The 24,353-nt window shown below is 48.7% G+C and carries 24 protein-coding genes; 15 read left to right on the top strand and 9 right to left on the bottom strand.

The window, feature by feature from the left end; all coding sequences use genetic code 11:
* Window positions 1-4: 4 nt before the first annotated feature.
* Window positions 5-1,039, top strand: a complete 1,035-nt coding sequence (locus L1278_RS18255) for a DUF4249 domain-containing protein (protein WP_253406457.1) — start codon at window positions 5-7, stop codon at window positions 1,037-1,039.
* 65 nt (window positions 1,040-1,104) lie between these two features.
* Here the strand turns inward: L1278_RS18255 and L1278_RS18250 are convergent, their stop codons facing one another.
* The 6 genes from L1278_RS18250 to L1278_RS18225 all read right to left on the bottom strand — a co-directional run bounded on the left by L1278_RS18250 (window position 1,105) and on the right by L1278_RS18225 (window position 6,602).
* Window positions 1,105-1,821, bottom strand: coding sequence for an SAM-dependent methyltransferase (locus L1278_RS18250; RefSeq protein ID WP_253406456.1), 717 nt, complete (start codon window positions 1,819-1,821; stop codon window positions 1,105-1,107).
* A 231-nt stretch (window positions 1,822-2,052) separates the two neighbouring features.
* Window positions 2,053-2,823 carry an alpha/beta fold hydrolase gene (locus L1278_RS18245; RefSeq protein WP_253406455.1) on the bottom strand — a complete coding sequence of 257 codons (771 nt, stop codon included), beginning with the start codon at window positions 2,821-2,823 and terminating at the stop codon, window positions 2,053-2,055.
* 70 nt (window positions 2,824-2,893) lie between these two features.
* On the bottom strand, window positions 2,894-3,946 hold the full coding sequence (gene selD, locus L1278_RS18240; RefSeq protein ID WP_253406454.1) for a selenide, water dikinase SelD: 1,053 nt from the start codon (window positions 3,944-3,946) through the stop codon (window positions 2,894-2,896).
* A gap of 143 nt (window positions 3,947-4,089) precedes the next feature.
* Window positions 4,090-4,746, bottom strand: coding sequence for a HEAT repeat domain-containing protein (locus tag L1278_RS18235; RefSeq protein ID WP_253406453.1), 657 nt, complete (start codon window positions 4,744-4,746; stop codon window positions 4,090-4,092).
* A gap of 112 nt (window positions 4,747-4,858) precedes the next feature.
* Window positions 4,859-5,947 carry a tRNA 2-selenouridine(34) synthase MnmH gene (gene mnmH, locus L1278_RS18230; protein WP_253406452.1) on the bottom strand — a complete coding sequence of 363 codons (1,089 nt, stop codon included), beginning with the start codon at window positions 5,945-5,947 and terminating at the stop codon, window positions 4,859-4,861.
* Complete coding sequence (locus L1278_RS18225) at window positions 5,889-6,602, bottom strand: pyridoxine 5'-phosphate synthase (protein WP_253406492.1); 714 nt, start codon at window positions 6,600-6,602, stop codon at window positions 5,889-5,891. The genes mnmH and L1278_RS18225 overlap by 59 nt, the downstream gene beginning before the upstream one ends.
* 166 nt (window positions 6,603-6,768) lie before the next feature.
* On the opposite strand from L1278_RS18225, the gene L1278_RS18220 reads away from it, so the two are divergent.
* The 14 genes from L1278_RS18220 to L1278_RS18155 all read left to right on the top strand — a co-directional run bounded on the left by L1278_RS18220 (window position 6,769) and on the right by L1278_RS18155 (window position 20,217).
* Entirely contained in the window at window positions 6,769-7,230 is a 462-nt protein-coding gene (locus L1278_RS18220; RefSeq protein WP_253406451.1) for a GatB/YqeY domain-containing protein, read from the top strand.
* A 105-nt stretch (window positions 7,231-7,335) separates the two neighbouring features.
* Window positions 7,336-7,854, top strand: a complete 519-nt coding sequence (locus L1278_RS18215) for a CvpA family protein (protein WP_253406450.1) — start codon at window positions 7,336-7,338, stop codon at window positions 7,852-7,854.
* Window positions 7,855-8,155: 301 nt separating this feature from the next.
* Entirely contained in the window at window positions 8,156-8,728 is a 573-nt protein-coding gene (locus tag L1278_RS18210; protein ID WP_253406449.1) for an aminodeoxychorismate/anthranilate synthase component II, read from the top strand.
* Window positions 8,729-8,770: 42 nt separating this feature from the next.
* Window positions 8,771-9,547 carry an alpha/beta fold hydrolase gene (locus L1278_RS18205; RefSeq protein ID WP_253406448.1) on the top strand — a complete coding sequence of 259 codons (777 nt, stop codon included), beginning with the start codon at window positions 8,771-8,773 and terminating at the stop codon, window positions 9,545-9,547.
* Window positions 9,544-10,209 (top strand): CBS domain-containing protein, encoded by a 666-nt coding sequence (locus L1278_RS18200; RefSeq protein WP_253406447.1) that lies wholly within the window; start codon window positions 9,544-9,546, stop codon window positions 10,207-10,209. The genes L1278_RS18205 and L1278_RS18200 overlap by 4 nt, the downstream gene beginning before the upstream one ends.
* 8 nt (window positions 10,210-10,217) lie before the next feature.
* The gene (locus L1278_RS18195) at window positions 10,218-11,606 is read left to right on the top strand and encodes a BamA/TamA family outer membrane protein (RefSeq protein ID WP_253406446.1); all 1,389 of its coding nucleotides are present in this window, start codon (window positions 10,218-10,220) and stop codon (window positions 11,604-11,606) included.
* Between the two features lie 14 nt (window positions 11,607-11,620).
* The gene (locus tag L1278_RS18190) at window positions 11,621-12,508 is read left to right on the top strand and encodes an NAD kinase (protein WP_253406445.1); all 888 of its coding nucleotides are present in this window, start codon (window positions 11,621-11,623) and stop codon (window positions 12,506-12,508) included.
* Window positions 12,509-12,631: 123 nt separating this feature from the next.
* Window positions 12,632-13,633 carry a DUF6089 family protein gene (locus L1278_RS18185; RefSeq protein ID WP_253406444.1) on the top strand — a complete coding sequence of 334 codons (1,002 nt, stop codon included), beginning with the start codon at window positions 12,632-12,634 and terminating at the stop codon, window positions 13,631-13,633.
* A gap of 49 nt (window positions 13,634-13,682) precedes the next feature.
* A complete protein-coding gene (locus tag L1278_RS18180) occupies window positions 13,683-14,489 on the top strand; it encodes a DUF6089 family protein (RefSeq protein WP_253406443.1) in 807 nt (268 codons plus the stop codon).
* 60 nt (window positions 14,490-14,549) lie between these two features.
* Window positions 14,550-15,293: an isoprenyl transferase gene (locus L1278_RS18175; protein WP_253406491.1), complete on the top strand. Its 744-nt coding sequence runs from the start codon at window positions 14,550-14,552 to the stop codon at window positions 15,291-15,293.
* A gap of 8 nt (window positions 15,294-15,301) precedes the next feature.
* A complete protein-coding gene (gene bamA / locus L1278_RS18170; protein ID WP_253406442.1) occupies window positions 15,302-17,782 on the top strand; it encodes an outer membrane protein assembly factor BamA in 2,481 nt (826 codons plus the stop codon).
* A 9-nt stretch (window positions 17,783-17,791) separates the two neighbouring features.
* Window positions 17,792-18,454, top strand: a complete 663-nt coding sequence (locus L1278_RS18165; RefSeq protein WP_253406441.1) for an OmpH family outer membrane protein — start codon at window positions 17,792-17,794, stop codon at window positions 18,452-18,454.
* Window positions 18,455-18,485: 31 nt separating this feature from the next.
* Complete coding sequence (locus L1278_RS18160) at window positions 18,486-19,100, top strand: OmpH family outer membrane protein (RefSeq protein ID WP_253406440.1); 615 nt, start codon at window positions 18,486-18,488, stop codon at window positions 19,098-19,100.
* Between the two features lie 31 nt (window positions 19,101-19,131).
* A complete protein-coding gene (locus L1278_RS18155) occupies window positions 19,132-20,217 on the top strand; it encodes an RluA family pseudouridine synthase (protein WP_253406490.1) in 1,086 nt (361 codons plus the stop codon).
* A gap of 88 nt (window positions 20,218-20,305) precedes the next feature.
* Here the strand turns inward: L1278_RS18155 and L1278_RS18150 are convergent, their stop codons facing one another.
* From L1278_RS18150 to L1278_RS18140, 3 genes are all read right to left on the bottom strand, one after another.
* The gene (locus tag L1278_RS18150) at window positions 20,306-21,910 is read right to left on the bottom strand and encodes a tetratricopeptide repeat protein (RefSeq protein ID WP_253406439.1); all 1,605 of its coding nucleotides are present in this window, start codon (window positions 21,908-21,910) and stop codon (window positions 20,306-20,308) included.
* Between the two features lie 44 nt (window positions 21,911-21,954).
* Window positions 21,955-22,917 (bottom strand): PstS family phosphate ABC transporter substrate-binding protein, encoded by a 963-nt coding sequence (locus L1278_RS18145; RefSeq protein ID WP_253406438.1) that lies wholly within the window; start codon window positions 22,915-22,917, stop codon window positions 21,955-21,957.
* Window positions 22,918-23,285: 368 nt separating this feature from the next.
* A complete protein-coding gene (locus tag L1278_RS18140; protein ID WP_253406437.1) occupies window positions 23,286-24,128 on the bottom strand; it encodes an energy transducer TonB in 843 nt (280 codons plus the stop codon).
* Window positions 24,129-24,353 lie beyond the last annotated feature (225 nt).

The following is a 24,353-nucleotide window of genomic DNA, read 5'->3' as shown; positions in this document are numbered from 1 at the left end:
GCGTATGCTACGAAGGTTGCTGCCATTTTTTCTCCTGCTAATTTTCACCAGTTGTATCGACCCAGTGGATACGGACCTGAGCACCCAAAGAAAGCACCTAGTAGTAGAAGGGTACTTTACAAATGAGGCCAGTTTGAACTTTGTGCGGCTAAGTTATTCTCAGCCACATTCCTCCCCCTACAATGAGTTTGAAGAAAAGGCGATTGTAACTGTTACAAGTAATGAAGGAGAGTGGTACCAGTTCTTTTATGATAAGGCAGGGTATTATTATCCTTCCACTTTTGGCAAGGCAACGGGAGTCCCAGGACGTACTTATACGCTCAACGTCACGGTAGGCGACCAACTCTACCAATCGGAGTCGGTTGTTATGAGAGAGCCAATCGCGATCGATTCTGTTCAATTTGAAGTTGCTGAGCAGACATTTGCCTTTCCGGGAGAACGCGAACAGCAATTACTTCCGGGCTATAATGTACTTGTCGATTACGAGGATCCGGCAGAAGAGAAGACTTTTTTGCGATGGTCTTTCGCTACCCAGTACGAGGTCAGAACACAGCCCCAGGATTACATTCATCCGTTCACCGGGCTTCCCGCTCCAAAAGAATGTTGTACGCAATGCTTTCTGGAAGAAAACCTTGAACAACTCAAAGTGATAGATGACCGCTTGACCAATGGAAAGAAGGTACTTCGTCAGAATGTGCTCTTCATGCCTTTTGAAAAATATTTGGGCGTGAAGAACAAACTGACGCTATACCAGCATTCGATCAGCGAGGATGCCTACAATTTCTTTCGTATCCTGGAGCAGCAAAAGCTCGCCACAGGTACTGTTTTTGATCCGCCACCGGCTGAAGTAAAAGGGAACATCACCAGCGTAAACAATGAAAATGAGCAGGTGATCGGCTTTTTTGATGTATCCGGAGTAAGCATCAGGCAGGTAACCATTTTGCGCAATGATATTGACTATCCTTTCGCCCCGTTCCGCTACCCCGACGATTGTGAGGTAATGAAGGGCGCAACCAGGGTTATACCTGAAGGTTGGTAGATGTTAGTGTGGAACTTCAGGTATAGCTTAAAAGCTGGTATTGCTGAAATGTGCTTTAAGGCCAATTACTTGTAGATCAGAAATACCGCTGGTTGCTTGTGAATATCCGGCAGCTTGCCTTTCCATTCGGCAATCGTTTTGGTCTGGATGAACTCGTGCTCTGGCGAGGTGATGTTGGCCGCAATGCAGAGACGGGTGCCTCCGCTGAGCGTCTGCAGCAGGTCTTCGAGCAGTTTGTTGTTGCGGTAGGGCGTCTCCATGAAAATCTGGGTCTGGTCCCGCTGTAGCATCTCCTTTTCCAGGTTTCGCAGTGCCTGCAGTCGTGGCCCTTTCTCGATGGGCAGATAACCGTGGAAGGCAAAGCGCTGTCCGTTGAAGCCACTGGCCATCAGGCTGAGCAGAATAGCTGACGGACCGGCAAAAGGCACTACCCGTATACCTTTCTGATGCGCATACCTGGCCACCTCAGCCCCGGGGTCGGCTATACCTGGGCAACCTGCTTCCGAAATAATACCAGCGTCTATACCTTGCTCCAGCAGTGGCTTTAGAGAGGCTTGCACCTGAGCGGGCGTGGCATCCTTGTCTACCTGCACAAAATTGAGTTGCTCGATCACCAGTTCCGGGCAGATGCTTTTAACAAAGCGGCGGGCGGTGCGCAGGTTCTCCACAATGAAATACCTTAGGCGACTAACCGTGTCCTTTACTTGTGGCGAAATCACCTGGTCGGCTGTGTCGTCAGCCAGTATCGTCGGAATCAGGTATAGCGTGCCGGTTTTTTTCATGAGGCTTTTAGTTGTGGAATTGCTGATGGTTGGAATGTTGCAGAGTTATACCTGTTGTGGTGGCTATACCTTAAGCATAAGCCGCAGTTTGTAGCCACGGCTTATACACTTGTGGTTATTCCGGAAGAGTGATTCCCATGTTAGCCCGAGTTTACACAACCAGGAACACGCTGGAAAGACATATTCCATCCTGAAAATCTTTTTTACAATCCTAAGAATCCTGATCCGGACTTAGTTAGTATCCAGGAACCTCGTAACCAGATCGTATACCTGGTCCGGTGCCTCGGCATGTACCCAATGGCCGGCCTCAGGTATAGTTTCGACTTCTACCAGTGTAAACAAATGCTCAATAGTGCCATACACATCCTCTGGCATAATATACCTGGACCTGCCGCCTTTGATGAAGAGCGTGTTTTTCTTGAAAGGTATATCGGAAGTGATAGGAGCGGCTATCTTATCGTAGTTTTTCTCAATCGCATCGAGGTTCATGCGCCAGCCGAAGGTGTTGTCTTCTTTGCGATACAGGTTTTTCATCAGGAAGAGTCTCACGTCCTCCTGCGAGATCGTATTGGCCAGTTGTTTATCCACCTCGCTGCGGCTGGTTACGCTGCTTATGTCCACCGACTGCAGGGCATCGATGATCTCGTCGTGATGCGGAGGGTAAGCTTTCGGAGCAATATCTACCACAATCAGTTTGGTGAGGCGGGTCGGGTATTTCAATGCATAGTTCATTGCTACTTTTCCGCCCATAGAATGCCCCATGATAGCCGGCGTCGGTATTTGCAGCTCGTCCACGAGGCGCAGCACATCTTCGGCCATTGCATCGTAGTCGTGCTGTTCGCTGTGCGGGGAGCGGCCGTGGTTGCGGAGGTCTACCAAGAACACATTGTAGTGCTCCGACAGTCGCTTGGCCAGGGTTGCCCAGTTATCCAATGTGCCGAACAGCCCGTGCAAGATCAGCAGCGGCTGCCCGTGGCCCATTTCCTTGTAGTGTAGTTTCATGTTTTTCAGAGATCAGGGATCAATTATCAGTTATCAATGTAGGCTTACGGAAGCAAGATGCAAACGGTCGCTATACCACCTGGATCAGCCTCTCTTCGCTTCCGCGCTCTCTCAGCACACCTAGCGGCTGGAGTTGCAGACCGTACTTTTCAAACAGCTGTAGCACTTCTTCGCGACCAATCGGGTCTACGGCTACCAACAGGCCGCCACTTGTTTGCGGGTCGCAGAGCAGGTGTTTCTTGTCTGGAGTGAGTTCAGCTATTTTGTGACCGTAGCTGTCAAAGTTGCGGTGGGTGCCGCCAGGTATAGCTTTTTGCGCTAAGTAATCTAAAGCCTCAGGTATAACCGGCACTCTGTCGAAGTGTATTTCTGCCGTTAAGTTGCTGCCTTCGCACATCTCGGAGAGGTGACCCAGCAAACCAAAGCCCGTCACGTCGGTCATGGCTTTTACTTGTGACAACTGCCCCAAGTCTGCACCGATTTTGTTCAGCTGCATCATCTGCTGTGGCGCCAGGTGAGCATGTTCCGGTTTTAGGATGGCTTTCTTCTGAGCGGTGGTCAGAATGCCTACACCCAGCGGTTTGGTCAGGTATAGCTCGCAGCCGGCGGTGGCGGTATCGTTTCGTTTCAGGTTCGGGATGTCGAGCATACCGCTTACGGCCAGTCCAAAGATCGGCTCCGGACTGTCGATGCTGTGGCCGCCTGCCAACGGTATACCTGCTTCGTGGCAGATGCTGCGGCTACCTTCGATCACGCGCTTGGCAACTTCTGGCGCCAGTTTATCAATAGGCCATCCCAGCACGGCAATAGCCATGGTAGGCGTGCCGCCCATGGCATACACATCCGAAATGGCGTTGGCGGAAGCGATGCGGCCGAAGTCATAGGCATCATCCACGATCGGCATGAAGAAGTCGGTGGTGCTGATGACGGCGCGGCCATTGCCAATGTCGTACACGGCGGCATCGTCGCGGGAACTGTTGCCCACCAGCAGCTTGTCGTTTTCGGGGTAGTGGATGTCGGTGTGCAGGATCGTATCGAGCACTTTGGGGGAAATCTTGCAGCCGCAGCCAGCGCCGTGGCTGTACTGGGTGAGTTTTATGTCTTGTGTGTTGATTTCTTCCATGGTAAATGGTTGTATATGCTAGGTATAAGCTATGCTAGTTATATCTGTGATGGACTTGTGTGTATAAATTATACCTTTAAGTTATTATCAACGGCTGCGTGTTACTTGTAAGGCTTTTGCGGAAGCATGTGATATATGCTTGCTTAACGGTCTGTGCTTTTAGTAGACTTGTATCGTTTTTCAATTTCTTCTATTGCAAGTTTAGCCGACAACTTAACATCTCTTTTTCTGCTTCTTAGATGGTTCTTAATGTATGGTATAGCTTTGGGTGTACCAACTTTATTAAGAGTTGCATTGGCATAAGTCAAATCATTTGGGTCAGTTGAGTTATTAAGAACTTCAACTAAGGCATTCTCTACCTCTTCATCTGAAGATTCTTTCAAAGCGGAAATAGCACTATGCCTAATTAACCATTTCTCACTTTTCATTGCATTGAGAATAGGTTGCAAGTCCATGCCATTTGGCTTCTTCAAATACGCAATTATATCAAGCAGCGCAGAGACTACATATTTATCTGTTTCCTTCTCTACTTGCTGTATCAGAAACTTAACTGCTACTATATTTCCTGTATTTTTTGCTATGTGACCTAATAGGAAATAGGCTCTGTCTTTTTTCTTCTTATTCTTTTCCTTCTCAATAAATTCCATTAATTGAGGAATGTAACTTTCATTATCCTGTTTTTCAGCTTCTCTGAATGCTTTCCAAGAGATTGTTTTACTACTGTCATACACAGCTTCCATATTGTTTTGGCCACTGTCATTGCCCATTCTTTCAATTAAATTGAGTAGATATTCTTCCATTATTTATTCTCTTGTATACCTGCTTACTAGTTTATGTAAGCTCTGTCGCCTGATTTATATTACAAGTTCTCATACAGGGAACGCTTTCTTCATCAAAGAGACTGGCTTTACCTTAAATCAGCTTTTGCTGTTTTGCGAATTCAATCAGGCGCTGGGCGTTTTCTTCCGGGTTCAAAGTTTCCAGAGGCAGGCGCAGCACACTTTGCTTTTTAGCCAGTTCGTAGGTATAAGCTTTGTCATAATAGGTCAGGGCAATGTCAACCATCTTCTCCATGTCGCCAGCTGAGATGGCTTCAATCGCTTCTTTGGTAGCCAATCCGCCTAGTCGTTTCTTTATTCTTAGAATGGCAGATTCGAGCACAACCCGATCGGTGCAGCAATATTCCTCAGCGAGCTTCTGTATACGCAGCGACTTCGGAACATCGAGCACAATGGTCGGGGATACCTGCATACGATTGTAGAGAGGCTTGGGCAACTGTACCTTTCCGATGCCGATACTTTCGTCTTCCAGCCAAAGCGGTTTTTGATCATCCAGTTCGAGCATAGCCATACCTAGCAGGTTCTCGAAGTGCTCGGTGCTGGGTTGCGGTTCCATGCCGATGCCCCCGAAAGAAGAGCCTTTGTGACTTGCCAGCCCTTCGAGGTCAATGACTTGTTGACTGTGCTGCTGCAGGTATGGGAGCAGGTCGGTTTTGCCACTTCCGGTATTGCCACTGATAATGAGCAGCGGGCGCTCACGCTCAAACTGCTCGTGCATATACTGCCGGTAAGCTTTGTAGCCGCCCTGTAGCAGGTATACCTGAAATCCGGCAAAGTCGAGGAGCCAGGCCATGGCGCTGCTGCGCATACCGCCGCGCCAGCAATGCACCAGTACCTCTTTGGTCGGAGCCAGCTTCTCCGCCTCCCGCACAAACCCTGACATTTTAGGGCCAAACAGGTCGAGCCCGATCAGCACAGCCGGGTCGTGCCCCTGTTGTTTGTAAGCGGCACCCACCGTAGCCCGCTCCTCATCCGAAAAAATAGGGAAGCTTAAGGCCTGCGGTATACGGCCAATCGCATACTCTTTGGGTGCGCGGGCATCCAGCACTGGCAATTGCTTCGCTTTTGCCAAAAACTCTTGTATAGTGATGGTTTTGGCCACTTTATTTAAGTTGACGCAGGTATAGCTGGATCGTATTTTCCAGCCCAAGGTATAGCGCATCGCAGATCAGCGCATGCCCGATGCTCACTTCCAGCAAGCCGGGCAGCGTGTCTTTTAAGTACTTCAGGTTGTCGATATCGAGATCGTGGCCAGCGTTGAGCCCGATGCCAAACTCCTGTGCTTTTTGCGCCGCCACCAGGTATGAGCGTATCGCTTCTTCAGGGTTGGTTGGGTAGCCTTTGGCATAGGCTTCGGTGTAGAGTTCAACCCGGTCTGTTCCAACAAAAGAAGCTCCTTCGATCATCCGCACATCCGGGTCCACAAAAATAGAGGTGCGTATACCTAGTTCCTTCAGCTCGCCGATCACGTCCGTCAGAAAATCTTTGTGCTGCAACGTGTCCCAGCCGGCGTTGGAGGTGATGGCGTCGGGCGCATCAGGCACTAGCGTGGCCTGAGCTGGTCGCACTTCTTTTACTAGTTTCAGAAAATCGGGCGTCGGATTGCCTTCAATGTTAAACTCGGTAGTCACGACTTCTTTCAGGTCATACACGTCGCGGTAGCGGATGTGGCGCTCGTCGGGGCGCGGGTGCACTGTTATACCTTCAGCGCCGAACCGCTCGCAATCCTTGGCGGCCTGTACTACATTGGGTCTGTCGCCGCCGCGGGCGTTCCGCAGTGTGGCTATTTTGTTTATATTTACACTGAGTTTGGTCATGGTATGTCTGTTGTAGCCCGTAGGCTGGTGATACGTATGCATACGGAAAGACTAAATTAGTGGAAATTTGATTAAGATGATAACCTATGGCCCCGGCTGTAGTAGTGTATAAAGTAGAGGCAGGGAGTTCATCACTTGCCTTAAATAACCAATCAACCATAAAACTATGAGTTTAAAACAACGCATTGAAGCCGATATCAAGCAGGCAATGTTAGCCAAGGACAGATCCCGTCTGCAAGCGCTACGCAGCATAAAATCGCTCATACTGCTGGCCGAAACCGAAAAAGGCGGCACCGATGGGATCAGCGAGGATACGGAGTTAAAACTGCTCACCAAAGCCGCCAAGCAGCGCCGTGAGTCGGCTGAGATTTATGCCAAACAGCAGCGCGCTGACCTGGAGCAGGTAGAATTGGCGGAACTGGCCGTGATAGAAGAGTACCTGCCCGGGCAGCTCGATGAGGGTGATTTGCGCGTTCGTCTGCTGGAAATTATTCAGCGTGTGGGCGCAAGCGGTCCTTCAGACCTGGGCAAGGTGATGGGTGTCGCTTCCCGCGAACTGGCCGGACAGGCCGACGGACGTGCTATTTCCAAAGCCGTAGGGGACCTTCTGAACAATACAGATTTTTAAGATCAGGATTTTTGCTGCCCGCATACTAGCGTGCGTGTTGCAATTACACTATATTTGAAGGCAGGAGCGACAGGTGTTCGCTTCTGCCTTTAATGTTTTTATCCTGTGAGTACCTTCGATATTTTCCTGGCCATACCTATTCTGTTCGGCGCCTTTATGGGTTTCCGCAAAGGTCTTCTGCTCGAACTTATTTCGCTGTTTGCGCTTGTACTGGGCATTTTGCTTGGCCTCAAACTGCTTGATTCCGGTCTGCCCATCATGAAAGAGTACATTGGCGATGCCGGTGGTCTGCTGCCTTTTGTCACCTTTTTGGTCATTTTCGTGGCGATCATTTTAGGAGTAAGAGTGCTGGGCATCCTGCTCAAAAAAGTGATCGATTTCACCCCGTTTGGTATGTTTGACAATATTCTGGGCGCCCTGCTGGGAGCCTTGAAATGGACCGTGGCCCTGAGTCTGCTGCTCTACGTATCAGAAATGGCAGGTATAGCCATCACACCCGAGACAGCGTCAAGCTCTATCGTATACCCGTTCGTCGTAAAAACAACACCCTATGCGCTCAGCGTGATGAGTTATGTACTACCGTTTGTGAAGTCGCTGCTGCTTTCGCTCAAGGAGCATTTTTAGGCATGATATGGAGGGATTTCGCCTTGATTTTTTAGAATAGAATTTGAGCTGACATCTTTCCGGGCAGTAATTTTAATCAGGCAGGTATAGCGCTATACCTGTACAGCTTAAGTAAAAGCTATACCTATACCTTACTCCATACCTTGGTCAGAACTTGCCTCTGGCTTGCAAGTTTGCGCAGCAGAACTTTGCGGTACTGTAATTTCAAATCAAAAGATCTACTGCACTACAAATGAACTGCGAACAGAAGTTGATGCTTTAATTCAGCTCTACCTCTTCAAATTTCCACATTACCTGTACCATGCTGCTCCTGCTCGACAACTTCGACTCCTTTACCTACAACCTGGTGGACTATTTTGGCCAGTTGGGGGTGGAGGTGCACGTGTTGCGCAACGATGTGAAGCTGGAAGAAATCATGGCGCTGCCCATTGAAGGAATTGTCTTGTCGCCCGGGCCGGGAGAGCCGCAGCGGGCAGGGGTCATGATGGACGTGATCCGGCACTACCACGATAAAGTGCCCATGCTGGGTATCTGCCTGGGGCATCAGGCGCTGGGCGAGTTTTTCGGTGCGCAGCTCGACAAAGGTATAAAACCAATGCACGGCAAAATCTCCGAGATTATTTGTGAGGATGATCCGCTTTTTTCCGGACTGCCCTCCAAAATGCCCGTCGTACGCTACCATTCGCTGGTTTTGAAAAAGTGGCCTGACAACATTGTGCCCCTTGCGTATACTGCCGAGGGAGAGCTCATGGCCTTCAGGCACAGTACACTGCCGCTGCATGCACTGCAGTTTCATCCGGAGGCCGCCCTCACGACTTATGGGCTCGACATGCTGCGAAACTGGCTTGATTTTGTTAATATTGCAGGTCGGTAAAAGCCGGATTTCTACATCACATTACTTTTAGGATTAACAGAAATGAATCTACAGGTCAAACACGAGGGCGAATTTCAGTACATAGACGAAGGCGAAGGAGATGTATTGCTGCTGCTGCACGGCTTGTTCGGAGCCCTGAGCAACTGGAACGGCGTAGTAGACTATTTCTCTAAGAGTTACCGTGTGGTTATTCCGCTCATGCCTATCTATGAAATGGCCCTTCACAAAGCAGGAGTGCCGGGGCTTGTTTCTTTTATCGAAGATTTTGTTAGATTTAAGAACCTGAGCAACCTGACGCTCCTCGGCAACTCACTGGGCGGGCATGTGGCGCTGGTCTATACCTTAAAGAACCCGGCCAAAGTAAACCGCCTCGTGCTCACAGGTAGCTCCGGCCTGTTCGAGGACTCTATGGGCGGCTCGTTTCCGAAGCGTGGCAACTACGAGTATGTGAAAGAGCGCGTGGGTTATACCTTCTACAGTCCCGAAACGGCCACGAAAGAGCTTGTAGACGAGGTGTTCGACATTACTAACAGCAATGCCAAGTGTCTGCGCATTATTGCCATTGCCAAGTCGGCGCAGCGGCACAACCTGGGTAAGGATCTGGAGAACATTAAGGTGCCCACCCTGTTAATATGGGGACTGAACGACACAATCACGCCGCCGCTGGTAGCGCACGAGTTCAACCGACTGATTCAGAATTCCGAACTTTATTTCATAGACAAGTGCGGGCACGCGCCAATGATGGAACATCCGGAGAGATTTAACAGTATCTTAGATAAATTTTTGGCCAAAACAGAAGTAAGGGAAAAAGCCACATGATAGCAGAAGAACTCATCAACCAAATGATACCGCCGCTCAAGCTTTACGACACCGTGGAGAAGGCTTTGCGATGGATGGATGAGTTCCGCGTAAACGAGTTGCCCGTGTCCCGCAACCGCAAGTACATGGGCCTTGCCACCGAAGTTAACCTGATCGAGCTGCCAGACCGTGGGCAGACGCTGGAGCAGGTCAAGCTGGAGTACCAGGATGTGTTTGTGATGCACCACCAGCATTTTTATGATGTGATGGAGGCCGCCATCAAGAACAAGATACAGGTGGTGCCCGTGCTCGACGAAGAGCAGGACTACATGGGCATCATCACCATCAACGATACGCTGGCCGCCTTTGGCCAAATGTCGGCGCTGCAGGGCCAGGGCAGTATACTAGTGCTTACCATGCCGGAGCGCGATTACTCCCTGGGGCAGATCAGCCGCCTGATAGAGGAGGAGAATACCAAAATCCTGAGCGCTTATGTATCGCCTGACGAAGTAGACCCCTATAATATCAAGCTCACCCTTAAACTTAACACGTCCGATCTTACCCGCATCATTGCTACGCTGGAGCGATTCGAATACCGGGTGACGGCGCAGTTCCAGGACGGATCCAAATACGACGTGGGCCGTGACCGTTTGGACATGCTTTTCAAATACCTGGACATATAGCCCTGTCCGTGATCCTGCGCGCTTTCCTGCTGCTATGCTTTAGTTTGCTTTGCCATACCCTGGTGGCGCAGCCCTGCCATACCGAATCTGTTATAATCGACAGCATTAATTTTGAGGGCAACGAGGTCAGCAAAAGTCGTATGCTCCTCTTTGAGCTCAACATAGCTTCCGGCGACACCCTGCTGACTGCTGAGTTAGAGGAAAAACTGGAGGGAAACAGAAGAAGGCTCTTTAACCTGCGTCTTTTTCATGAGGTGGGCTATACCTATACCTGTCGCGAAGGGCTGGTAACTGTGACCTATACCATGCAGGAGCGCTGGTACCTATACCCTATACCTATCTTAGACATAGCCGATCGCAACTTCAACGCCTGGCTCGAACGCCGCGACTGGAGCCGTGTCGATTATGGCATTAACCTAATCAGACGTAATTTCAGAGGACGCAATGAAGAAGTGCGCATCAGGCTGCAACAGGGCTTTAACAAACGGCTGGAGTTCACCTGCCGTGTACCTTATATAAGTCGTACCCACAAGTTGGGGGTGGATTTCGGAATAGCGGACTACCGCAGCCAGGCCATCGACTACCGCACGCTGAATAACCGGCAGCGGTTTTTTGTGCAGGAGAGTGGCGTACCCATTCAGCGCACGCTGCTCACGACCGGTCTTACGCACCGGCAGAGCGTGCAGCGACAAGAGGGCCTGCGACTAACTTATGTGCAGGAACAAGTGGCTGATACGGTCCTGGTGTTAAATCCAGAATATTACAGTGAGGATAAACAGGACAGACAGTACCTGCGACTAGAGGTATATAAAGTGGTAAACCTGCGCAATTCCTTTGTATACCCGCTCACAGGTAGTTACTTTGAAGCGATCGCCGCGCAGACCTTTTTTATGAATGGAAACGGGACGCCCATCACTACCCTTCGCGCGAAGTATGTAAATTATCAACACTTATCGGGCAAATATTATTATTTTGTAGGTGGCGAAGCACAGGCCCGGCTCTCGAAGCGTTATGCCTATGCTGACAACGTGGCGCTGGGCTTTCGTTCACTGGTGCGGGGCTATGAGTTGCAGGTAGTGGGTGGTCAGCACTTCGGATTGTTTAAGCAGGGGCTTACCCGGGAGCTCTTTAAACATGAGGGCGTGCACCTGAAATTTATTAAAAGTCCCAAGTTCAACAAAGTGCCGCTCGCGCTCTATGCCAACGTGTTCACAGATGCGGGCTATGTTGTGGATGAGGTGTTTGAGAAAGACAACCCGCTGGCCAACCGGTTACTGGCAGGGGTGGGGGCAGGACTGCATCTGGTCACGTTTTATGACTTTGTGTTCCGGGCCGAATATACCATCAACCGGGAGAAAATGGGCGGCTTTTACCTAAGCGGTCGCTTTCCTTTTTAATTAAAAGAAGATTTATGAAGATAGCTATACTTGGAAAACCCTTCGACGAAGAATACGGACCTTTTATCCAGAATCTGTTCGACGAACTTCAGCGCCGGAATACAGAGTTGATGGTAGTGGAGCACTTCAGCCTTTTTCTGCAGAACCGCATTAAACTGCCGGAGGGCATCTCAACCTTTAACCGTGGCGACAGTCTGTCGGGAGTTGACTTTGTGCTGAGTTTGGGTGGGGATGGCACGTTGCTGGATACGGTTACCTATGTCGGGGCGCTTCAGATTCCGATACTGGGCATCAACACAGGGCGGCTTGGCTTTCTGGCCACCATCGCGCACGACAGTATCAACCTGGCGCTGGATGCTCTTTTCAAAGGCCACTATACCTTCGATGACCGGGCGCTGATTCGCGTGGACTCTGATCTGGAGATATTTGATGGGATCAACTTTGGGTTAAATGAGTTCAGTTTGCTCAAGGGCGATTCATCATCCATGATAGCCGTGCATGCGTATATAGACGGAGAATATCTGAACACATACTGGGCCGACGGATTGGTGGTGGCCACTCCAACCGGATCGACGGGCTATTCGCTCAGTTGTGGCGGTCCGCTGGTGCTGCCACAGACCAACAATTTCGTTATTTCACCCGTATGCCCTCACAACCTGAACGTAAGGCCCATGATTGTGTCAGATAAAACCGTGATCTCGTTTGAGGTGGAAGGGCGCAGCAGTACATACCTTGCCTCCCTCGATTCGAGATCCGTACCGGTAGACATGTCAGTTCAGATAGCCGTGCGGCGGGAGAACTTCGTAGCACGACTCGTTAAGCTGCATCATGTAAATTTCCTGACCACGCTAAGGGGCAAGTTAAACTGGGGTCTTGATAAAAGGACAAATATTTTTAGGTAAATTATATTCGATATTTGATATACATATTTTTATACCAGAAAATTATTTCTATTTTTGTCACGAAGGTTTAATTTGGATGAATTGTAAGCCTGCGGAAATACGCTTAAAAGAAATTGGTTCGCTATGAAGAAATTTACTACGCTGTTTTTATTACTTACTGTTGTGCTAACTACTGTAGCCATAGAGGCTGAAGCACAGCGCTTTACGAAGCGAAAGCAGTACGCCACGGTGGGTATCCAGCTGGGGGCTTCTAACTACTTCGGCGATCTGGTGCCTCAGCCTAACTTTACGAGTATGCGCGTAAAGTCCACGCGTCCGAGCATAGGCATCAATTACACCAAGCGCCACTTCCCGCGTATTTCCTCGCGCGTGTCTTTCAACTGGAACCGTATCGCGGGTGATGACGCCCTGGCCGCGGGTCCTGATGAAGGGGAGAACCTAGGCCGTTACAGACGTAACCTGTCTTTCCGCAACGACATCAAAGAACTGAGCGCTGTCGCCATCATAGACCTTTTCGAAAACCGTCACTACTACCGTCGTCGTCCTGACTTCGTGCCTTATGGTTTTGTTGGAGTGGCAGTATTGCACCACAACCCGAAAGCGTACTACGAAAACGGCTCGCACCCAGGCCTTTCGCCTGACAAGGATATTCCTTCTGGCTGGTATGCGTTGCAGCCGCTCGGCACAGAGGGTCAGTTCGTGGATCATCCAGGCACTGTTAGCGATCCTTACAGCCGCGTGCAGATTGCCATTCCGTTTGGCCTAGGCGTAAGATACAAGCTGGACCGTAACTGGGACTTTAGCTTCGAGGTAGGTTGGAGAGCCACTTTCACAGACTACCTGGATGACGTAAGTACAGCCCACGTAGACAAAGATGTTCTACTTAGCGATGGTAACCGCGTGGATAACCGCAATGCCTCTGTTATTTTCTCTGACAGAAGCGCCGAATCAGGGTTCACAAACGACCTGATCACGGAGCCAAACGGCTTCAGCCGCCTGCGCCCTTATGGTACAAGCAACAACCGTACGCGTGGCAACAGCTCTGATAACGACTGGTATATCCAAACCAGCCTAGGTGTTAACTATATCCTGAACCCACGTATAAGAAGACCTAAATTCAGATAATATAACGGAGTATAGTGCGTTGTTCTCCTAAACTCCGAAATAAGTTTACATGACTTTGAATACATTCAGACAGACGCTCCTTATTTGTGTACTACTGCAAATTGGGAGCGTCTTTTTATGCCATACTGCGAAGGCACAGCTGCAGCAGATTAAGCCTGTGACTACCAGCGAGATAGGCGCTGGCATAGGTGGGTTAAATTACGTTGGTGAGATTTCACCCAATTATCGTTTCCTGAATAATCAGCCTGCCATGACGATCTTCTATCGTCATAACATATCAGCTCCCATCACGCTCAAGGCCGCCTTCATGGGCAGCCATCGCATTTTTGACGACAAAGCATTTAAGGACGAGTCACAGAATCTGCCGCATCATGATTGGCGCGACACGGAGCTGAAGCTGAGTATGCTGGAATTTTCGTTAGGTATAGAATACAACTTTCTCGATTACTACGAAGATATTCGACAGCCACACCGTGTATCGCCTTATTTTTTTATTGGAGCGGCACTACTCAATTTTAATCACCAGCTTACCCGACAAGGTGATGTGATGGAGCCATTCGACAACAAATTCACCGTTTCAATTCCTTTTGGGGTAGGAGTGAAGTATGCATTGAGTAAGCACTGGAACCTGGGTCTGGAGTTTGGTCCCCGCTTCATGTTCACTGATAACCTGGACTACCTTCAGGAGAGCGGGTCCGGACCGCTGGCTACCGACCTGGGAGCAGGCAACTCCAAGTCATATGCCAATCCATTCGATAAAGATATGTACTTCTACAACGGTATAAGCCTCTCTTATACCTTCTACCGACTCAATTGCCCGCCTGTTTACAAGCGCAAAGCCGGAATACTAGATTAACCCGCTAAAATTTCATTAAATTATCTTGCTTTTTGTAACTTGCAAGGAAATTGTGGTTTGATGAATTTTAGGGAACAAGTAGATTTAGACAATTTGCCAAGACACATTGCCGTTATCATGGACGGAAATGGGCGTTGGGCAAAGAAACGGGGCGGCCTGCGAATTTTTGGTCATCAGAGTGCTATCACAGCTGTTCGCGAAACAGTGGAGGCCGCGGCAGAGATGGGCGTCGAATACCTTACCCTATACGCCTTCTCAACCGAAAACTGGTCAAGACCGGCAACAGAAGTTTCCGCACTGATGCAACTGCTGGTATCCACGATTAGGAAAGAGACTGAGACGCTGAACAAGAATAATATCCGCCTGCAAACGATCGGGAATACAGAAAGCCTGCCGAAAGCATGCCAGAAAGAATTGTTTGAGGCGATGGAGATAACAAAGGGTAACACCCGCATGACGCTGGTACTGGCTCTTAGCTATAGCGGCCGCTGGGATATTGCGCAAGCCATGCAACGTATTGCTGTTGAAGTGGGTCATGGTACTATAGCGGCAGCTGATATAAGTGAGGCCACTATCGCGCAGCACCTTTCTACAGCAGGTATACCGGATCCCGAACTGCTGATTCGTACGAGCGGAGAGCAGCGTATCAGCAATTTCCTGCTTTGGCAGCTGGCTTACACTGAACTATACATTACGGAGCTACTCTGGCCTGACTTCCGCAAAGAGCACCTCTACGAAGCCATATGTGCCTTCCAGAGAAGAGAACGCCGCTTTGGCAAGACAAGTGAACAACTAACAAAGTGAACATATTAATGACAAGATGCATCTGGGTGCTTGTGTTGCTGCTAATGACAGGCACAGCTTCTGCCCAAGTTCTGAATAATCAAACACAGAGCAAGCCCGTAGACTACGCCCAGCCTCAACAATACCGCATCGGCGGGATTGAGTTTACAGGTATAAAATTTCTTGACCCCGCTTCTCTTATGGCCGTTTCGGGTCTGAAAGTGGGTGATGAGATCACCGTGCCGGGCGAGGACATCAGTCGCGCCATTCAAAAACTGTGGGACCAAGGTATACTCGGGGACGTGGATGTGTACGTAACTCGTATCGAGGGTAACCAGATATTCCTGAACTTCGACTTGAAAGAGCGTCCGCGTCTGTCCCGCTTCGAGTTCACTGGTATAAATAAGTCGCAGCAGGATGCACTTCGCGAAAAGATTAACCTGATCAGAGGAAAGGTGGTAACAGATGCCGTGCTGAATCAGACGCGCGCAGCCATTCGCAAATACTTCGCTGAGAAAAGCTACCTCAATGCAAAGATCAACATCGTGCAGCGCCCAGACTCACTGCTTCCAAACAGTGTGGTGCTAAACATTGACATTGACAGAGGCGACAAAGTAAAAATAGCCGAGATCAACTTTGAAGGCAATGAAGCCTTTGCGGACAAAAAACTGCGTCGCCAGCTCAAAAAGACAAAAGAGAAGCGCCTCCACAAAATATTTACCTCTTCAAAATTCCAACGCTCCGAATACGAGAACGATAAGCAACTATTGCTCGACTTTTACAATTCAGAAGGCTACCGGGATGCGATCATTGTGTCTGACAGTGTGTATAACGTGAGTCCAGACCGTTTAGGGATTCGTATCGTGATGGATGAAGGCGACCGATACTATTACCGCAACATTACCTGGAATGGCAACTACCTGTACGACGATGACTATCTGACGCGTGTTCTGGGCATTAATAAAGGCGATATTTACAACAAGCAGGAGCTGGACAAGCGCCTGAACTATAACCCGACAGGTATAGACGTGTCGGCTCTTTATCAGAATGACGGCTACCTGTTCTTTAACATCGACCCGGTAGAAGTAACGGTAGAGGGAGACTCGATAGATATCGAGATGCGTGTATCGGAAGGTCCGCAGGCGACGATCAGCAAGGTGACTGTGACAGGCAACACTAAAACGAGTGACCATGTGGTGCTCCGCGAGATCCGTACCTTGCCTGGCCAAAAGTACAGCCGCGACGACCTGATTCGCTCCCGAAATGAATTAGCGAACTTAGGATACTTTGACCCGGAAACCATTGGGTTGAACCCAATGCCAAATCCGGAAGAAGGAACTGTGGACATCAACTATACCGTATCAGAGCGACCGAATGACCAGATCAGCCTTTCAGGAGGTTGGGGTGGCCCGATTGGAGCGGTAGGTACAGTAGGCCTTACGCTGAACAACTTCTCAACCCGCAAGTTGCTGAAGTTATCGGAGTGGAGACCACTGCCTAGCGGCGATGGACAGCGCCTTTCACTTAACGTGCAGGCAAACGGACGCTACTACCAGTCTTACTCCTTCTCATTCACTGAGCCGTGGCTAGGCGGTCGTAAGCGTAACTCACTTACGGCGAGTGTGTTCAAGACCGTCCGTCGTGACCCGAGAGCCGATGTGGACAGCCGACTGAATGTAGACGGAGCAGCCTTGAGTTTGGGCCGTACCCTAAACTGGCCAGACAACTTTTTCCAGCTGAGTCACTCCCTGAGCTACAACCGCTATACCTTGAAGAACTTCAACCTGTTCGGTGGAGGATTCAACAATGGTGTTTCGAACAGTATATCATTGAACAACACACTGGCGCGTGTAAGTATTGACAACCCAACTTTCCCAAGAAGAGGTTCGAATATCTCACTTAGTGTGAACCTGACGCCGCCATACTCGCTGTTCTCGGAGCAGCGCAACAACTACGAGTATGTAGAATTCAACAAATGGATGTTCGATGCGTCGTTCTTCATGAACTTGGCAGGGAATTTGGTATTGAATACACGAGCCCACTTTGGCTTCCTCAATAACTACAATTCAAAGACAAGCATTGGTCCTTTTGAGCGTTTTAGACTAGGAGGTAACGGTTTGGGCGGTGCTAATATCTTTGTAGGAACCGACTACATTGGTCTGCGTGGCTACGATGAGGAGTCTGTGATCAACAACCCGGATCAGGATCTTATTAATACAGGTGGCATTGCTTATAACAAGTTTGTATTGGAGGCAAGACAGTTGATCTCCCCTAACCCGGGTGCTACAATCTACGGTCTGGCATTTCTGGAGGCAGGTAACAGCTTCGGTACTTATGACCGATACGATCCGTTTAAACTGTACCGCTCAGGTGGTGTGGGTGTGCGTATCTTCATGGCGGCCTTCGGTTTGCTTGGTTTCGACTACGGTTGGAGATTCGACGATGTGCCTGGACGTCCGGAAATGAAGCGTGGCCAATTCCACTTCATGATCGGGCAGCAGATACGATAAGGAATTAGTATGAAAAAGTTTTTGTTCATCTTTTTAGCCGGATTTTTCCTGACGACTGTTTCACAGGCGCAGAAGTTTGGCTATATTGATTCTAACTTTATCCTGAGCAAGATGCCGGCATACGCCAAAGCACAGGTAGAGCTGGACAAGCAAAGTGCGGCCTGGCAGAAGGAGATAGAGGGGATGCACCAGGCGGTGGACAAGATGAAGGAAGACTACAAGGCCGAAGAAGTCCTCCTGACGGAAGAGATGAAGAAGAAGCGACTGGCCGAAATTACCCGCAAGGAGAACGAAGTGCGGGAATACCAGCGCAAAGTCTTCGGTTTTGAGGGGATGATGTTCAAACGTCGCCAGGATCTTATCAGGCCAATTCAGGACGAGGTGTTTACGGCAGTAGAGAAAGTTGCCAAGGCAAAAGGACTGCAAACGGTATTTGATAAGTCAGGAGACCTCATCATGATCTATACCAACCCGGTCCACGATTACACAGAGTATGTGCTGGAAGAGTTGGGCCTTGCTACCGATAAACAAAATGTGCCTGGCAAACAACCGAAGGATGCGTTAGTGGATGATCCGGATAGCCTGCCTGAAACAGGTATACAAAACGAAGAGAACCAGACGCAGCAGGACAAGAAAAAAACGCCTCCAACAAAGAAGAAGTCAAACAACTAAACAACAAGAATAACAAATTAACCATCCAATCATGAACAAAATCAAATTTTTAGTAGTAGCGTTTTTCTTTATCAGCTTTGCCTCTTTTGCACAGACGAACGAGCAGGCGACTAAGATAGGATATGCTAACGTAGAAGAGATTCTGAGCAAGATGCCAGAAAGAGCCTCCATGCAGAAAGAATTGGAAGTATATGGTCAGAAGCTGCAGGAGCAGTTTGCATCAAAAGAAACAGAGTACAACACGAAGCTGCAGGCTTACCAGAAGGGCGCTTCCACCATGGACAAAGTGGTACGCGAAGACAAAGAGCGTGAATTAATGAACCTCGAGCAGGCTATCCAGAAGTTCCAGTACGATGCTCAGATGTCTATCCGTGAAAAAGAGCAGTCATTGATTCAGCCAGTGCTTGTAAAGATCGAGAACGCCATTAAAGATGTAGCGAAAGAGAACGGTTACCTTTATATCCTGAGTGAGCAGGCTATTCTGGAAGGTCCTGAAAACGGCAGCATCAATAACCTGGTGTACAAGAAACTGGGTGTAGACCCTAGCAAGCAGCCAGCAGCAGCACAGCAGGCGCAGCCTCAGCAGCAGCAACCAGCCGCTGCCAAGCCAGCAACTACTACCCCAGCCAAGAAGAAGAAAAAGTAATTTACACTCCTTCGTGAGTTCAGGAAAGCCGATGTTCTATACCTCGGCTTTCTTTTTGTTTATACCTAAATCCAGTACCGTGATTGACTTTGAAGAAGAAGAGCAGGACAGTATAGAAGATTCGGACGAACTATACGAGCACCACCGCATTGTAGTGGACAAGGGGCAGGCGCTGCTCCGAATCGATAAGTTCCTGATGGATCGGTTGCCCAACGTGACCCGCAACAAGTTGCAGGGCGCCATACGCTCCGAATCAGTGCAGGTGAACCAAAAACCGGTAAAGGTAAGCTATAGGGTAAAGCCCCTTGATGTAATCACCATCACGCTGGCAACTCCCCCACGCGATACCGAAATCATTCCGGAAGATATACCGATCAACATCCTGTATGAAGATGATGAGTTGCTGATCGTTAACAAAGAGCCAGGTATGGTGGTGCACCCAGGGTTTAATAACTGGTCAGGAACGCTGGTAAATGCACTTACTTATCACTTGCAGCAACTCCCAACCACCCGCAATGGGGAGGGACGTCCCGGCCTTGTGCACCGCATTGATAAAGATACCTCTGGTTTGCTGGTAATAGCGAAGACGGAGTATAGCATGGCTTTTCTGGCAAAGCAATTTTTCAAACACACGATCGAGCGAACTTATTACGCCTTGGTATGGGGCGTGCCGAAACAGGATGCAGGCACAATTGTAGGCCATGTGGGGCGTAGTGCAAAAGACAGGAGAGTGATGACCGTATACCCTGACGGAACGTTTGGAAAGCATGCCGTTACCCATTACAAAGTGCTACAGAGATTTAAGTATGTCTCGCTGGTGCAGTGTAATCTGGAGACCGGAAGAACACACCAGATCAGAGCACATATGAAGTACCTGGGGCATCCGCTCTTCTCGGATGCAACCTACGGAGGAGACAAGATACTACAAGGGATGCCAACAGGCTCTTATAAAACATTCGTAGAGAATGCCTTTAAATTGATGCCGCGTCAGGCGCTGCATGCTAAATCTCTCGGCTTCGTTCACCCGACTACAAAAGAGTTTATTCAGTTCAACTCTGAACTGCCTCAGGACTTCCAGGCGGTATTAGAAAAGTGGTCGCTTTACGAAAATCAGTAAGGTATACTACGTATAATCTGAGGTATATAAACAAAAAGCCCGCTCCTGATGGAGCGGGCTTTTCTATGATCAAACGATCTAATTAATATTAGCGCTTCTTTTTAGGAGCATTCGTCTTGTTGATCTCAGCCAAGGCAGTTTCTGCCTGTGTGTTGGTTGGGTCTAACGTTTTCACATCTGTCCAGTACTTGATAGCGTTGTCACGCTCGCCTTTCAAGTAGTAATAGTAGCCCAGATAAGTATTAGCCTCGATCAGCTCTTTTTTATACTTCTCAGTCTCACCGTTGGTCAATTTGATAAACTCTTCGTAGTGAGGCTTAGCCAAACCTTTTTCTGTTTCAGGGTCCAGGTTGGCCTGCGCACGGGCTCTCCACAGGTGTGCGTAAGCATAGGTAGGGTTGGCATCCGTGATCTTCTTATAAGTCTCATCAGCCTTCTCAAACTGCTCCGCCATCATGTAGGCATTACCTAAGTGGAAGTAGTCCGTATTGGAAGCACCAAGCTTCTCCTGCTTTCTGTTGTAAACCTCTACCGCTTTGTCAAACTGCTTTTCACGGGCGTACATGTTCGCCAAGTCATAATAAAGCTCTGGTTTAGTTGGCTCCAGCGCAATCGCTTTTTCCAGGTTCTCAACAGCTTTTGCAGGCTGGTTGTTTCTTGCCAAGATTCTGCCATAATACTCATAGTCGCTTGCAATCAGGCTGTTCTGGTCTACCTTGCTCAGGTAATTCTCCATCGCCTTAAGAGCTTCTTCAGGCTTGCCAAGCTCCAGGTATGAGTAGGCTAACAGACGGTTCATCGTCTTGTTTTCAGGGTCAGACTTTAGAACTTCCTGTACTTCGCGCAGTGTTCCTTCATAGTCCTTTGTCAGGAACAGGAAAGAAGCATACTTGGCACGTGTCGCAGGGGTGTTCTCTGACATGTCTACAAATTTCTTGAACGTAGAAAGTGCCAGGTCATATTGGCCCGCAAAGTAATAAAGTTCGCCCAGGTCGCTGTAAGCAGGTGCAAAATTCGGATCTAGCTCGATCGCTTTCTTGTAAGCTTCTTCTGCTTCGTTGTAGTTACGTGAGCTGGTATAAAGCTGGCCTCTTTTTAGGTGAGCCTTTGGCGATTTGTCGTTAATGCGGATAGCGTTGTCGTAGCTAGTCATAGCTTGACCACCGTTACCCAATTTCAAGTAAGCATCACCCATCAGCAGGTAAGCCTCAGCATTGTTCTTATCACGCTCTACAGCCTGCTTCAGGTATTCGATTGCCTTATTGTAATCCTGCTCTGTCGCTTCTGGAGCTGTCAGGTAGGCCTCTCCAATGCTTGCCAGTACGAAGGCGTCCTTCTTACCACGCTTCATCGCATCGGCGAAGTGCTTTTCAGCGCCTGCACGATTTCCCTTAGCCATCTCTACCTTACCCAGTCCTACCATGTTGATGGCAGATTTTGAGTTCTTCGCCAGACCCTGGTTGAAGTAGTAAGCGGCTGAGTCCGGATTTTCAGAACGCAGGTATACATCACCCAGTCCAAAATAAGCGTTATCAGCATTTTTGTTGTTCAACTGAGATTTATAAATAGACTTAGCCTCCTGATAGCGCCCCAATTCTGCCGCTCTGCGGCCCTGATCGCCAGACTGCGCGAATACCGCTGCTGTAGGGAACATGGCAGCTACCAGTAAAGCATATTTCCAGTTATTTGTCATTGTTAGTTTAATTTAGGTTGTGTTATTATTGTTTGTTTTAATCTTTAATCTTGTCTGAATTTACTCGGCCTGTTGTTAAAACCTACTATACGGACAGGCATAGTGGCAGGCACCAGCCCAGACTTCAATATGATACGTTGCCCACGGTCACTTGCCACGTATGCTGCAAAACCTGTGCCAAGACCTGCACGGCCCTCAGTACTAATGATATACCAGAATCTTCTGAGTGGGTAATCGCCTTGTGCGATGTACGCCTGATACGGCTGAAAGTAGCTGTCTGTTGTTATTGGATTCTCTTCCGTGCTGATACCCACCACTTTTATTTGTTTCAGGAAATTAACCGAGGTCGTGTCATCTCGATCGCTTACCCAGTTGACTCCGATTACACCTATCGCGTTCTCATTTTTGGCTACATAATCTATAAGGGCCGGGTGGGAGTTGCTAGCGGTGGCTATTGGAGGCAACGGCTTGCCGGCTATCAGCGTGTCGCGCATATACCTGGCCGTGCTGGAGTTATTGTTGTCAAACACCAAGGCAATATCCCGTAAGCCGCTCTCAGGGTTTAGTTGCTTCCAGTTGGTTATCTTTCCTGAAAAGATGTCGCGCAGTTGGTTCATGGTCAGGAGCGTGTCCTGATTTTTGTTGTTCACAATTAATGCAACGGCATCAATGGCGATTCTGGTATACCTGGGCGTAATCTTTCTCTGGTCAAAGACTGTTTTTTCCTGGTCTGTCAGCTGGCGGGACACAATCGCAATGCGGGTGCTGTCATCGAGCAGGTCTTTGAACACCTGGCCTTCTGCCTTGTACTCTGCATTTATTTTAGCGTACCTATAGATGCCCTCAAAGGTGTGTACCTGGCTTTCTATAATAGGTTGCAGTGTTTCATCTACCCGAATGCCGATTGTACCTGTTGTAGAGGTGTCGCGTTCTGTCTTTGGGTCGCTGTTGCAGGCTGCCAGTGCAAACACTGCGAGCCCCAGGAACACCTTGGCTGCTTTAATCATCTTGTCTGTCTCTCCTTGATTTGGAATTAACCTGGTATGCTCTGATAAATCTTATGAGGCCATAGAGGATGAGTATCCCACCAAAAATTGTTCGTGCCTGATCTGACATATTCAGGTTGTACTTCTCCGTATCCATTAGGAGCAAAAACACCCCAGCCGCTACGTAAATCAATGTCATCAGCATGCCGAAATAGCGTGCGAATTTATTGAATGCAGTAACGGACGTTCTCTCGTCTCCTCTCCGTGGTCGTAGCATGTTCAGGTTTGCCTATATATGTAGGCCTAAATTTAAGGTTTATACTTTAAAAATTAAAGCAGAAGCCATGCTATGTGTAGTTTAGCTTCTGCTTTATACTTTATATCGTTACTTATCGTTGCAAGTTAAATCGTATTGGTAAGGTATAGCGGACCGCAACTGGTTTCCCGTTTTGTTTGCCCGGCGTCCAGTCAGGTAAACTTTGAATAACGCGCAGTGCTTCTTCATCTGTTCCGTAGCCAAGCCCTTTCAGTACGGTTGCATCGGTCACCTTACCATTCCTGTTTACCACAAAACTCACAATAACCATTCCCTCTATCTGCTCTGTGATAGCCTGTCTAGGATAGCGTATTTTTTTGCTGATGTGGCGCATCAAGGCAGCTTCTCCTCCCTCAAATGATGGCATTTCTTCTGCAAAATCGACAATGTTATTGTTTTCATTGTTCCCTGTGCCGGTGGTGCCATTGCTACCCTCGCCCTCCAGATCTGTTAGATTCAGATTGCTCAGCAATTCTCCGTCTATATTCTGTGTCCCGATGATAGCGCCTGTCATTTCCTCCTCAGTAGGAGGAGCCTCGTCTGGTCCGGGATGGGTGTCAGGCACTACTATGGTCGTAATATTTTTCACCGTTTTGATCTGTTCTTGGGTAACAGGTATAGCTGCCTGTTGCTTCGGTTCAGGATCGGATTCAGGCGGTGGTGGCAGTATCCATTCCTCGATCACTACGCGGCCATCGTCCTTTGCAGGTGTTTCTATAGTCGCAATACTTTTTTCCTGCACAGGCATTAATAATGGCCAGCCTAGCCCTACTGCGAACAAGCTTGTTGCAATTAGTGCCCCTGCCATCATGTGCTTGCTATAGTCTTTCCTTAGTTCATAAGCTCCGTAGGACTTGTTTCGGGCGGCAAAAACTACATTGTTGAAGGTCATGTCGAATAAATAGCTCTCTTTCATGGCGCATAGATTTTAGAAGTGAGGCAGTTTTACCTGCATTTTCTTATTGGATGCACCACGTGCTCTTATTCCACAAGCACATTTAATATTTTTAATATACGACCATTCGTATGGAGACTCTCATTGCCTCCGCCAAGGTATAGCATACTGCTACAGGTATAGCTGTTTGCAATAGGTATACCTGTAGCAGTAGGTATAAATAAAAAAGGCCCTCGCGTGAGGGCC

The organism is Pontibacter sp. HSC-36F09, assembly GCF_024171605.1.
Lineage (GTDB): Bacteria > Bacteroidota > Bacteroidia > Cytophagales > Hymenobacteraceae > Pontibacter.
Note: the sequence above shows the minus strand (reverse complement) of the source record. Positions and strands in the feature narration are given on the sequence as shown.